The organism is Phenylobacterium sp., assembly GCF_044371015.1.
In the GTDB taxonomy this organism is placed as follows: domain Bacteria; phylum Pseudomonadota; class Alphaproteobacteria; order Caulobacterales; family Caulobacteraceae; genus Phenylobacterium.
Genome location: NZ_JBILUK010000083.1, coordinates 1 through 12,400, shown reverse-complemented (window position 1 = coordinate 12,400; position 12,400 = coordinate 1). Strand labels below are relative to the sequence as shown.

Here is a 12,400-nt window from a genome sequence, read left to right as displayed (position 1 = left end):
CCGGGAGACAGCAAGACGGCCTCCGGCGCCAGGCCGAGCGCCTGTTCGACGCTGAGCGCGTCGTTGCGGTGGACGACCGTCTCCGCCCCCAGCTCGTTCAGATAATGGACGAGGTTGTAGGTGAAGCTGTCGTAGTTATCGATCACCAGGATCATGGCCGCTCCATAGGCTTTGCGAAGCGGCGCGCCAAGCTGATGCTGTGCGTGATGGCTCTTCGCGATTCGATATTGAATGCCGAAGACGTGGCGCGGGCCCGTGATCTGCTGACTCGTCCCGCCCCGCGCGACCGCCTGTGGCCCGCCTTGGCTGCGGCCGGCGCCCTCGCGTGTACGGCGCTGGCCTTTGCTACGGTGATGATCATTGCGCCGCCGGTGAAGACCGACCACGTGGCCGCGGGCGCGCCGGACTGAACAGGCGGGGCGCCCAGACGCTCATCAGCGTCCGCCCGATTCCGCGCCGCAGCGTGAGATTCCGCATCGCCGAAGGATGCGGCGACTCCCAATCTCCAAAAGGGTTTGCGCTGTTGGTCCTCGCACATGCGGGGATCAAGACATGGCTTCCGAACAACAGGTTCCGACCCGCCGCCAGCTGCTGCACGCGATTGGGCTCTTGGGCGGAACGGCGGCGGTTTACCAGATGATGACCACCTTTGGGCATGCCGCCGAAACGCGGTTCCCGGGCCCGCCGAATCTCTCAGGCGCGCGCAAGGGCGCTTCAGTCGTCGTGCTGGGCGCGGGGTTGGCGGGCCTGCTGGCGGCCTATGAACTGGAGAAGGCCGGCTACAAGGTTCAGATCCTGGAGTTCCAGGACCGCGCCGGCGGGCGCGCCTGGTCGCTCTATGGCGGCGACAAGTTCACGGAAATGGGCGGGGCGACCCAGAACGTGAAGTTCGCCAAGGGGAACTATCTTAACCCGGGCCCGTGGCGGATCCCGCACCATCACCGGACCCTGCTTCACTATTGCAAGCAGTTCGGGATCCAGCTGGAGCCGTTCATCCAGTTCAATCACAACACCTATGTCCACAATACCGACGCGTTCGGCGGCGCGCCCAAGCGGTTCCGGTCGCTGGCGGCGGACTTTGAAGGGAATGTCGCCGAACTGCTGGGAAAGGCCGTCGACCAGAACGCGCTGGACGCCAAGCTGACCCGTGAAGACACCGAACGCCTAAAGGAGGCCCTGCGCGGCTGGGGCATGCTCGATGAGAACATGCGCTACACCAAGAACCTGCGCTCCGCGAGCCACCGGGGATACGACCTCGCGCCCGGCGGCGGTGTGAACGGCGCGCCCAAGCCCTCCGACCTGTTCCCATTCGACGAGGTTCTGAAGTCCAACGTCTGGGCCAACATGGCCTTCTTCATGAACGAGGAATTCCAGACCACCATGTTCCAGCCGGTCGGCGGCATGGGCATGATCGGCAAGGGGTTCGCCAAGCAGGTGGCTCACCTGATCACCGGCAACGCCAAGGTGACCAAGCTTATGCAGGACAAGTCCGGCGTCACGGTCACCTACACCGACACCGGCACCGGCGCCTCCAAGACCACCCAGGCCGACTTCTGCGTCTGCACGATCCCGCTTTCGGTCTTGAGCCAGATCGAAACCAACCTGTCGGAAAAGAAGACCGCCGCCATCCAGGCCGTGCCCTATTCCAGCTCGGTCAAGATCGGGCTCGAGATGAAGCGGCGCTTCTGGGAAGACGACGCCGCGATCTACGGCGGACACTCCTTCACCAACCAGGAGATCGGCCTGGTTTCCTATCCCAACCACAACCTGCTGGGCGACGGCCCGGCCGTGCTGCTGGGCGCCTTCGCCAGTGGTGCAGGCGGCTACCGGCTGGGCGGCCTAAGCCCGGAGGAGAGGATCGAGGTGGCCCTGGCCCAGGGCTCGGTGTTCCACCCGGAGAGCTATCGGAAGGAATTCCTGAGCGGGGCATCTGTGGCCTGGAGCCGGGTGCCGTGGGTGATGGGCTGCTGCGCCCGCTGGAACGAGGATACCCGCCGCGAGCACTATCAGGAGTTGGTCGCGCTGGAGGACCGGATCGTCCTGGCCGGCGAACACGCCTCCTACGTTGGCTGCTGGATGGAGGGCTCGCTGCTCTCGTCGCTCGACGCCATCACCCGTCTGCACAAGCGCGCCCTGGAGGCCTGAGGATGTCGAAAACTCTGTACCCGATCCTGGCCGCCCTGACCCTTGCGGCCACCCCTGTGCTAGCCGACGAACCCGGCCCGGGCGGTTCGAAGCCGCAAACGCCAAAGACGGGCGCGGATGTCTACAAGACCTATTGTCAGGTCTGCCACATGGCCGACGCCAAAGGCGCCATGGGCGCCGGCGCCATCTACCCGGCCTTGGCCAACAACCCCCGTATGGGGACCAGCGCCTATCCGATCTTCATCATCGCCGAGGGGAAGGGCGGCATGCCCTGGTTCAAGGGGACGTTGACGCCGGAGCAGGTGGCCATGGTGACGACCTACATCCGCACCCACTTCGGCAACGCCTTTTCTGAACCGGTGACGACAGCCGAGGTCGAGCCTCTGATGAAACGCTAGCGCCTACTCGAAGCGCCAGCTTTCCTCAGCTGCGTCGCGGAGGGCGCGCGCCTTGTGGAGGGTCTCGTCGTACTCCGCGTCGGGGTCGCTGTCGGCCACCACGCCGCCCCCCGCCTGCACGTACATCATGCCATCCTTCACCAGGGCGGTGCGCAGGATGATGCAGGTGTCGACTGACCCGTCGGAGCCGAAGTAGCCGGCGGCCCCGGCATAGCCGACCCCCCGCTTCTCGATCTCCAGTTCGTCGATGATCTCCATAGCCCGCACCTTGGGCGCGCCGGACAGCGTGCCGGCGGGGAGGGCGGCCATCACCACGTCGACTGGATCCAAGCCCTCCGGCGCATCGCCCTCGACGTTGGAAACCAGGTGCATCACGCGCTTGTAGCGCTCGATAAAGAAGCTGTCGGTGACGCGCACACGCGGGGCGCGGGTGCGCTGGGGCGGCTCATTGGGCCCGCGCTGCTTTAGCATGGCGACCCGGCCCACGTCGTTCCGCCCAAGGTCGAGCAGCATGAGGTGTTCGGCGCGCTCTTTGGGGTCGTTGATCAACTCCTGCTCAAGGCGGCGATCCTCTTCCGGCGTTGCGCCGCGGGGGCGGGTACCGGCGATCGGGCGGATGGTGATCTTGCCGTCGCGCAGGCGGACCAGGATTTCCGGGCTGGAGCCTACGAGCTGGAAGTCTCCGAAATCGAGGTGGAACAGGAACGGCGAGGGATTGGAGCGGCGCAGCGACCGGTAGAGCGCGAACGGGTCGCGCTTGAAGGGCGCGCGCAGCCTGTGGCTCGGCACCACCTGGAAGACATCGCCGGCGCGGACATAGGTCTTGGCGCGCTCGACGATCTGACGATAGGCCTCGCGGTCGACCGGCGTGGTGAAGGCGTCGGGCTCGGCCTTGCCGGTTCCAGCCAGCGGTGGGGCGGGCTTGCGGAGGTCGGCGACAACTGCGTCGAGGCGCGCCTGCGCCGCCTGATAGGCGGTCTTGGCGTCACCGCCGCCCGGGCGCACGGGCGTGACCAGCAGGATCTCCTGGGCGATGGCGTCGAAGATCGCCACCACTGAGGGACGCGCCAGTACACCGTCCGGCAGGTCCAGCGGGTCTGGGTTGATGTCGGGAAGGTCTTCAACCAGCCGGATGGTGTCGTAGCCCAGCACGCCGAACACGCCCGCCGCCATGGGCGGCAGGCCGGCCGGCAGATCGATGCGGGATTGCGACAGCAGGTCGCGAAGCGAGTCCAGCGCGCCGCCCGGCTGAACCGTGAAGCGGCCCTCGGCGATCTCAGTCTCCCGGGCGATCTCCGCCTGGTCCCCGCGACAGCGCCACACCACGTCGGGCGCGAGCGTGATGATCGAATAGCGCGCCCGGAACGCTCCACCCTCCACCGACTCGAAAAGGAAGGCGTAGGGCTTGCCATGACCTATCTTGAGATAGGCCGAGACCGGGGTTTCCAGATCGTCGATCAGCCGGGTCCAGACGACCTGAGAGACCCCGCCGTCATAGGTGGACCGAAAGGCGTCAAACGGCGGCTCTGGGGTCATTTCTTCGGGGCCGCTTGGCCCGGCTCGGGCGCGGGCTCGAAGCCAAGCGCGGTCCGGGCCCGGGCGGGATCGGTCTTCACCTTTAACTTGGCCCGGGCGTAGACCTGCGCCGCCTGGCTCATTTCCTGGAAGATCGCCTGTGAGAGCTGGCCACGGCTGGCCTCGGCGATCTGGGCGGCGGCCGGGCCGGGCTCAAGTCGGATATTGTCCACACGACCCACCAGCACGCCGGTCGGCGCGCGCGCCGTGAAGACCTCGCCGGATTTGGCGTTGAAGGCGCGTCCGAGCACATCATTGCCCAGATCCTGGCGAGCGCCGGCGGTCTGGCGGCTGAGCCCCGGCGCGCGGCTTACGGAGGCCCCCATGGCCGCGGCGGCGGATTCCAGGCTCTCGCCCTTGCTGATGCGCGAGCTCAGGGTGGCTGCCCGCGCTTCGAGGGCGCGGATGACCTCCCGCTGGATCCAGGCCTGCGACACCATCGGCCGGATCTCGGCCAGGGGCGGCACCTGAGCTGGGATCACCCGCTCGACCCGTAGAGCGAAGTAGGCCCCTTCGCCAAGCTCGGTCAGTTCACTGTCGGCGCCGGAGGGCAGGGCGAATGCGGTCTCCAGAACCTTTGGCGGAAGGCCCTGCAGCTGCCGGCCTTGAAGGTCCTGCGCCTGGGCGGTGATCGGGCCGATCTGAGTGACCTGTCCTCCGGCCTTTCGGGCCGCGTCAGCCAAGCTCGCGCCGCCCTGGTGGGCGTCATCATAGGCTTGGGTCTGGGCGTAGACGGCTTCGGCCGCCATGTCTTTTCGGATCTCCGCTTCAAGCATCGGGCGCGCCTCTTCCAGAGAGACGACGCGACCGGGGGTGACGCTGATGACGCGCACCACCGCCAGCCCCAGGTCGCCCTGGACCGTCGCGGTCTGCCCGGCCGCCATTCCAAATGCGGCGACGCCGACTTTCCGATCAGAAATGGCGGTCTTGGGCCGATTGGCGAACGTGACCGCCTCGACGCCGATAGACTTTGCGATCGCCTCGGGGGCCTCACCCTTGGCCAGTCGGCCAACAACCGTCTGGGCGGTCGCCTGGGTCTTCACCGGAATCTGGACGATCGTCCGAGTTTCGGGCTGAGAGAAGGTGTCTTTCCGGAAGTCGTAGCGCTTCTGCAGTTCCGCCGCATCAATCGGCCCTTCGGCGGGCCTCGGCGCAAACAGGGCGACGGTCAGCAAGCGAAGCTCGGGCCGGGTGAGCTGAGCCTTGTTCTCGTTGATGAAGGCCTGAAGTTGCGCATCGGTCGGCGCCGCGGGCTGCGGCGTGCCGGCGGGTGTCAGGACCGCATAGGAGAGATCGCGACTCTCGAGCGCGAACGCGGAGGCCATGGCGCCGTAGGCGCGCGGGACCGCGAAGCCGTTCTGCATGGCCACGCCCCAATGCTGGGACGCCATCTCGTCGCGCATCGCGGCGTCAAAGCGCTCAGGGGTGAGGCCATTCTGTCCGAGCTGCCGTTCAAAGGTGGCGCGATCAAACTTCCCCGTGATCTGGTCGAAGAAGGCCGGGATCTTCTGGATCTGGGCCACCAGAAGCTTATCGCCGGGCCACACGCCGATCTTGTTGAGAAGTTCCGCGAACGCCTCCCGGGTCGCCAAGCCGTTCAGAACCACCGTGTCGAGACTGTTGGCCTGAGCCAGTTCCGGGGTGATCTGTTGTCCGCTCTGCTGCTCAATGTTCTTGCGGTAAATGTCGTACTCGCGTCGGAACGTCGGCGTGTCGATAACCCGGTCGCCGGCTCGGATGATCTGATCGCCGCCTACGCCGCCCAGGCCGCCCTGCTGGATGCCCCAGCCGACGAAGCTGATCGCCAACAGGCCCATGAGGATCTTGGCGGGCCACGATTTGGCGAAGTTGCGGATGGCGGCGAGCATTCGGGTCCTTTCCCGGGTCCGGGCGAGGGGGCCGGTATAGGGGAAGGGCCCTTGGCGCGGCAAGCGCGTGACAGCGCGGGCGCCATGTCGTAACCGCCCGGCGGTCCGAGATCGCAAGGAGTCCTTATGACCAAGCCCCAACCGCTGATCGCCGGCAACTGGAAGATGAACGGCTTGGCGGCTAGCCTGTCTGAAGCCAAGGCGGTGGCGGCCGGGCTTACTGAGATCACGGCCCGCGTGGCCATCTGCCCCTCGGCGACGCTCATTGCGCAGATGGCCCTGGCGCTCAAAGGGACGTCGGTGGCGGTGGGTGGACAGGACTGCCGCGCCGAGGCCTCCGGGGCCTTCACGGGGGATGTCGCGGCCGAGCAACTGGCGGACGCCGGCGCGAGTCTGGTGATCCTTGGCCACTCGGAACGCAGGGCCGGCTACGGCGAGACCGATGCCCTGGTCGCGGCCAAAGTGGAGGCGGCTCTGCGCGCAGGGCTCGAGCCCATCGTCTGCGTCGGGGAAACGCTGGAGCAGCGCGAGGCCGGCGAAGCGTTGGCGGTGGTGGCGGCGCAGGTCCGAGGATCACTTCCAGCAGGGCTGTCGGGCCGTGCATACTCCGTGGCCTACGAGCCCGTGTGGGCCATAGGCACAGGATTGACGCCAACGACGCCGGAGATCGAAGACGTGCACCGGGCGATCCGGGCTGTCCTCGTCGACATGTTCGGTGAAGCAGGCAGGGCGCCGCCTATTCTGTACGGCGGTTCCGTGAAGCCGTCGAACGCGGTGGAAATCCTTGCGGCGGACGAAGTCGGCGGCGCCCTGGTCGGCGGCGCGTCGCTCAAGGCCGAGGACTTCCTCGGGATCATCCGGGCCGGATCACCCAACGGGTCACGTTAGGGAATGCCTGCAAGTCGCCTAAAACGCGAATAGAATTGCCAGCCCGAATTTCAAAGAACTAAGTTCGTGAAGTTGGGGAGGTAACAGACATGAAGATGCGTCTACTGATGCTTGGCTGTGCGAGCGCAGCGGCGGTTGTAGCCTGGAGCGGTCCGGCAGCAGCCACCGAAATCCGGGGCTCGGGCTCGATCCTGACAAATAGAGACTGCCCTCAACAGGCCGGCCAAGGGTGCGTGATCACGCCTTTGACCAATCACCGGAGCTACGCGGGCGGATTTGGACAGGGCCTGACGACCGGTGTGGTCAACATGCCGGGCGGGGCTCGAGGTGCGGCGCAGGTCGGCTTCGGCGCAGACTACCTGCCGGTTGTGAAGGTGGAGTCGTTCTCCGGCGCACAGACGCGGACAGGGGCCAGCGCATCCGGCTTTCAGAGTTTCACCTACAACGGCGCCGAGGCGATAAACCTCGCGTTGGTGGGCCGACTGCATTTCGTCAACAGTTTCGACAACCCGGGCAGTGGGGAAGCCGGCGAAGGCTTCTTCGGCGCGCACCTGTCGATCCGGCGGATTTCGGACTTTGCGGGCATCAACGCTTCAACCACCGCCGAGCAGTACATCAGCCAGAACCAGAATCTGAACTTCGGCGATTGCAATACCGGTTCGGTCGCCAAAGCAGGTTTCCTTTCTGAGGGCTACTCGGGGGACAACAACGTCAACGTGATGCTGAACCAGACCTGCTCCGGCGGCGCGATCCTAGTGAACCCGGGCGACCAGTTCGTGGTCATCGCCACAATGCAGGCAATCAGCAACCGTGGCGGATTTGTCGATGCGATGCACACGTTCGAGATCGAGTACGACCTGGAAAACACGGTCTTTGTCGCCTCTGGCGAGCGGGTTGGCAGCCAGGCGCTTGCCGACACCATGAGCGCGGCCATCCCGGAACCTGCGACATGGGCGATGATGATCCTGGGCCTTGGTGCTGTCGGGTCGGTGATCCGGCGGCGTAGAGCCCTACCTGCCTGAACGAGACTTGCCCGAACGCCCCGACGCACTAGCTATGGCGATCAGCGGGGCGCGGTGCTAAAGGCCGCGCTTCGTTTTCGCCGGGCAGTGTGCGCCCGTGCGCACCGGAAAGACGCCTGATCCATGCTGTTGAACATCCTGCTCGTCATTGAGGTGCTGGTCGCCTTCTTCCTGGTCGTGGTGGTGCTGCTCCAGCGGTCGGAAGGTGGCGGCATTGTCAGCGGGGGCACCAGCTCGCTGGTCTCGGTGCGGGGTGCGGGCGATCTCTTGACCCGGACGACTTGGATCCTGGGTGCGATCTTTTTCATCCTGGGCCTGGCTCTGACCATCATCGCCGGTCGCGAGCGGGGCGCGGCCTCGGTCGTCGACCGGATGAAGGTCAATGCGATCAATCCGGCCGAACTCAACAATCAGTTGCCTCAGCCCGAAGGCACGGCGCAGCCCGGTCCCGCGGGCGCGGCGCCCGCGCCGCTGACCGCGCCGGCGCCGACGATCGGCAATCCCTTCGCCGCCCCGGCCCCCCAAGCGCCGCCGCCGACGGCGCCACCGGCCGAGTGACGAGCTTCGTCCACATCTGAGCTGCGGTGCGGCGCTGAACGTCGTCCCTGCGAACCCGAATCACGGCTACTCTGGACGCCCATGGCCCGGTACATTTTCATCACCGGCGGCGTGGTCTCCTCGTTGGGAAAAGGTCTCGCGTCCGCCGCCCTCGGCGCGCTGCTGCAGGCGCGCGGCTACAAGGTGCGGCTGCGCAAGCTGGACCCCTATCTGAACGTCGACCCGGGGACGATGAGCCCCTATCAGCACGGCGAGGTCTTCGTGACCGACGACGGCGCCGAGACCGACCTGGATCTCGGCCACTACGAGAGGTTCACGGGCGTCAACGCCACGCGCGCTGACAACATCACCACCGGGCAGATCTACAAGACGATCATCGAGAAAGAGCGCCGCGGGGACTACCTCGGCGCTACGGTTCAGGTGATCCCGCACGTCACCGGCGAGATCAAGGACTTCGTCCTCTCAGATCCGGGTGAGGGCGTTGACTTCGTGCTGGTCGAGGTGGGTGGCACGGTCGGCGACATCGAGGGCCTGCCGTTCTTCGAGGCGATCCGCCAATTGGGGCAGGAACTGCCACGCGGGCACGCCTGCTACATCCACCTGACGCTGCTGCCCTACATCAAGACGGCCGGCGAGATGAAGACCAAGCCGACCCAGCACTCGGTCAAGGAACTGCGGTCCATTGGCATCCAGTGCGACATCCTGCTCTGTCGCTGCGAGCAGGAAATCCCCGAGGGTGAGCGGAAGAAGATCGCTCAGTTCTGCAACGTCCGGCCGAGCGCCGTGATTCAGGCGATGGACTCGGAGAACATCTATGCGGTGCCGCTGGACTATCACGTCCAGGGTCTGGACACCGAGGTGCTGGACGTCTTCGGCCTGAAGGACACCGCGCCCGCCCCGGATCTGTCTCGCTGGCAGAGCATATCCCACCGCCTCAGCCACCCCGACGGCGAGGTGACCATCGCCATCGTCGGCAAGTACACGGCTCTGACAGACGCCTACAAATCGCTGATCGAAGCGCTGGTGCATGGCGGCGTCGCCAATAACGTGCGGGTCCGCTTCGACTGGATCGAGGGCGAGGCCTTCGAGAAGGAACAGGCGCTGATCAGCGAGCGGCTGACCGGCGTGCACGGTGTGCTGGTGCCGGGCGCGTTCGGCGAGCGGGGTTCAGAGGGCATGATCCGGGCCGTGGAGTTCGCCCGTGAGCACGCGATCCCCTATTTCGGCATCTGCTTCGGCATGCAGATGGCGATGATAGAGGCTGCGCGGAATCTGGCCGGTATTCGCGGCGCCTCGTCCACCGAGTTCGGACCGACCTCGGAGCCCATCGTCGGGCTGATGACTGAATGGGTGCGCGGCAATGAGCGTGAAGTCCGCGCCGAGGGCGGCGAGATGGGCGGCACCATGCGCTGCGGCGCCTATGAAGCGGTGCTGCAGCCAGGCACCCGGGTGGCGGAAATCTACGGTGTGAACTCGATCTCGGAGCGGCATCGACACCGCTATGAGGTGAACATCGCCTACCGCGACGCCATCGAGGCGACGGGCTTGAAGTTCTCCGGCCTGTCACCAGACGGCGTGCTGCCGGAGCTTTGCGAACGCGCGGATCATCCGTGGTTCGTGGGCGTGCAGTTCCACCCGGAACTGAAGAGCCGGCCGTTCGACCCCCATCCGCTCTTCGCCAGTTTCATCGGCGCGGCGAAGGAGCGGAGCCGTCTGGTCTAGAGGGTCGTTCTCGGCCGGCAACCGGCAGGCCCCAACGACCGTACGATTGACAGCGACCAAGGATTGGCCGCCCCCTGCCGGGGCGCTCATGGTCGACGGGGAACATCGTGGCGACCTTCAATTTCTCGAACATCACGGCCGCTCAGGCTCTGGCGATTACTGGCGCCGACACGCTGAACCTGGATCAGGGGACCGGCGCCACCACCGCTGTGCTTTTCAGCGCAGCGGACCAGATCACCATCATGGTCGGCGAACGGAGTGTGGTGTTCGGACTCGGCGTGGCTTCGGCGACCAAGACCTTCACGGGTGGCGGAACGCTCTATATCGGCGGGATCGCTGGCGACCAGACGACCACCGGAGCGAATGGCGATGGGCTATATGGCGGGCAGGGCGCCGATACGCTGAACGGCGGCGACGGGCTGAACCTGCTGCAGGGCAACCAAGGCGCCGACAGCCTGACCGGCGGATCGGGCTTCGACATCATCTACGGCGGCCAGGACAACGATCGGATCGTCGTCGGTGCGGGCATCAATCCTGGCGGGAGCAACTTCGGCCAGGGCAACCGGGGCGACGACACGATCTCGGGTTCGCCCAACGACAACGACACGCTGCTGGGTGGTCAGGGCAACGATTTGATCAACATCACCGACCCGGGCATGCCGCGCGATTTGGGGCTGCTGGACAACCGCCAGGGCTTCACCGGCGGCGGCAACGACTTCCTAAACGGCAATCTCGGCAACGACACTATCTTCGCCGGCGAGGGCAATGACACGCTCATGGGGGAAGGCGGTGACGACTTCCTTCAGGATGGCAGCGGAACGAACCTGATGATCGGCGGCGACGGCAACGACACGCTGATCGCTCGTGGCGAGAACACCATGGATGCTGGGACCGGCAACGACATCGTGGGAATGGATGCGGGACGCTACTTCATCCAGTTGGGCGATGGCGACGATCTCTGCCTGTCGCTCGACACAGCGGCCGCGACCGATGGCGCGACCATCGACGGCGGCGCCGGGGCGGACTCGATCAGCACCTCGAACGGCGCCGACAGCATCTTGGGCGGCATCGGCAACGACCTCATCAACGGCGGGGTCGGCGCGGATACGCTCTCGGGCGGCGCAGGCGGCGATCTGTTCCGGTTCGACGCGGGCGTGGCTCCAGGCGCTGTCTCCAGCCTCGACAGGATCATCGACTGGACTGCAGAGGACCAACTGGTCTTCGTAGGCGGCGGGGGGGCGACGGGGCCAGGGACGGCAGACAATTATGTGGAGTCGACACAGGCCGATTTCGCCGCCGCTCTGAGCTTCGCCAATGGTCAGATCGCCGCCGGGCGAAACTACGTATCCGTCCAGGTCGGCGCCGACGTCATCGTCTTCGCCGACAGCGCGGGGAATGATGGAACGGCGGATTCGGCTGTGATCCTGGTGGGCCGCACGCTCTCCGACATCGCCTTCAACGACTTCGACTAGGAGGGGCGATGGCCTTGACCCTCGACGATGTCCGCCGGATCGCTCTCGCCTTGCCGGAAGTCGCCGAGAGCCCGCACTTCGAACGCGCCTCGCTACGTGTCGCAGGGAAGATTTTCTGCACTTTCGGCGTCGCGAGCGACGAGATGGTGATCAAGCTCAACCCGGAGGATCAGCAGAATCTCGTCGCCGGCTACGCCAGCGCCCTGTCGCCCGTGGTCGGCGCGTGGGGGCGGAAGGGTTGGACCAAAGTCCGAATCCCTGAGCTTGCGCCCGCGCGACTCGAGATGTTGGTCCGATTGGCCTGGGCCACCGTCGCGCCGAAGCGGTTGTTGAGACCTGCCCGCCCGGCCTAGAGTCCCCTGCAACGAGGGGAGATCGACATGGCCGACGGTGCAATCGAGGGGTTCGCGCACGACCGCTTTCAGGGCGCACGCAAGGTGCTGGAGGCCAATCTGGCCAGCGGAGCAGATGTTGGCGCCTCGTTCTGCGCCACGGTCGAGGGGGAGACCGTTGTCGATCTCTGGGGCGGCTTCGCCGATCCTGCCCGCACCCGGCCTTGGGTCCGGGACACCATCATCAACGTCTATTCCACCACCAAGACCATGACGGCGCTGACGGCGTTGATTCTGGCGGATCGCGGCGAGCTCGACTTCGCTGCGCCCGTGGCGCGCTACTGGCCGGAGTTCGCCGCCAATGGGAAATCGGCCATCACGGTCGCTCAGCTGATGAGCCACTCGGCCGGACTGTCGGGC

12 protein-coding genes and 1 pseudogene are annotated in these 12,400 nt (G+C 66.0%); 10 read left to right on the top strand and 3 right to left on the bottom strand.

Annotated features, from left to right (window positions below; genetic code table 11):
- Window positions 1-155, bottom strand: a pseudogene (locus tag ACIQ3R_RS08980) (aminodeoxychorismate/anthranilate synthase component II); the annotation flags it as partial.
- Window positions 156-206: 51 nt separating this feature from the next.
- On the opposite strand from ACIQ3R_RS08980, the gene ACIQ3R_RS08975 reads away from it, so the two are divergent.
- The 3 genes from ACIQ3R_RS08975 (at window position 207) to ACIQ3R_RS08965 (ending at window position 2,543) form a co-directional block, all read left to right on the top strand.
- Complete coding sequence (locus ACIQ3R_RS08975; protein ID WP_397417523.1) at window positions 207-410, top strand: hypothetical protein; 204 nt, start codon at window positions 207-209, stop codon at window positions 408-410.
- A gap of 142 nt (window positions 411-552) precedes the next feature.
- Entirely contained in the window at window positions 553-2,145 is a 1,593-nt protein-coding gene (locus ACIQ3R_RS08970) for a flavin monoamine oxidase family protein (RefSeq protein WP_397417521.1), read from the top strand.
- A gap of 2 nt (window positions 2,146-2,147) precedes the next feature.
- Window positions 2,148-2,543: a c-type cytochrome gene (locus ACIQ3R_RS08965; RefSeq protein ID WP_397417519.1), complete on the top strand. Its 396-nt coding sequence runs from the start codon at window positions 2,148-2,150 to the stop codon at window positions 2,541-2,543.
- A 3-nt stretch (window positions 2,544-2,546) separates the two neighbouring features.
- Here ACIQ3R_RS08965 and trpE read toward each other — a convergent pair whose 3' ends face one another.
- Window positions 2,547-4,079, bottom strand: coding sequence for an anthranilate synthase component I (trpE, locus tag ACIQ3R_RS08960; RefSeq protein WP_397417517.1), 1,533 nt, complete (start codon window positions 4,077-4,079; stop codon window positions 2,547-2,549).
- A complete protein-coding gene (locus tag ACIQ3R_RS08955) occupies window positions 4,076-5,986 on the bottom strand; it encodes a SurA N-terminal domain-containing protein (protein ID WP_397417514.1) in 1,911 nt (636 codons plus the stop codon). The genes trpE and ACIQ3R_RS08955 overlap by 4 nt, the downstream gene beginning before the upstream one ends.
- A gap of 126 nt (window positions 5,987-6,112) precedes the next feature.
- Between ACIQ3R_RS08955 and tpiA the strand changes: the two genes are divergently transcribed.
- From tpiA to ACIQ3R_RS08920, 7 genes are all read left to right on the top strand, one after another.
- On the top strand, window positions 6,113-6,874 hold the full coding sequence (tpiA, locus tag ACIQ3R_RS08950) for a triose-phosphate isomerase (RefSeq protein WP_397417512.1): 762 nt from the start codon (window positions 6,113-6,115) through the stop codon (window positions 6,872-6,874).
- Between the two features lie 89 nt (window positions 6,875-6,963).
- A complete protein-coding gene (locus ACIQ3R_RS08945; RefSeq protein WP_397417510.1) occupies window positions 6,964-7,896 on the top strand; it encodes a PEPxxWA-CTERM sorting domain-containing protein in 933 nt (310 codons plus the stop codon).
- Window positions 7,897-8,019: 123 nt separating this feature from the next.
- Window positions 8,020-8,454: a preprotein translocase subunit SecG gene (gene secG, locus ACIQ3R_RS08940; RefSeq protein ID WP_397417508.1), complete on the top strand. Its 435-nt coding sequence runs from the start codon at window positions 8,020-8,022 to the stop codon at window positions 8,452-8,454.
- Between the two features lie 81 nt (window positions 8,455-8,535).
- Window positions 8,536-10,176 (top strand): CTP synthase, encoded by a 1,641-nt coding sequence (locus ACIQ3R_RS08935; protein ID WP_397417506.1) that lies wholly within the window; start codon window positions 8,536-8,538, stop codon window positions 10,174-10,176.
- Between the two features lie 107 nt (window positions 10,177-10,283).
- Window positions 10,284-11,648, top strand: coding sequence for a calcium-binding protein (locus ACIQ3R_RS08930; protein ID WP_397417504.1), 1,365 nt, complete (start codon window positions 10,284-10,286; stop codon window positions 11,646-11,648).
- An 8-nt stretch (window positions 11,649-11,656) separates the two neighbouring features.
- The gene (locus ACIQ3R_RS08925; protein WP_397417502.1) at window positions 11,657-12,001 is read left to right on the top strand and encodes an MmcQ/YjbR family DNA-binding protein; all 345 of its coding nucleotides are present in this window, start codon (window positions 11,657-11,659) and stop codon (window positions 11,999-12,001) included.
- Window positions 12,002-12,028: 27 nt separating this feature from the next.
- Window positions 12,029-12,400: serine hydrolase domain-containing protein (locus ACIQ3R_RS08920; protein ID WP_397417500.1), on the top strand; the 372-nt coding region annotated here is incomplete at its 3' end.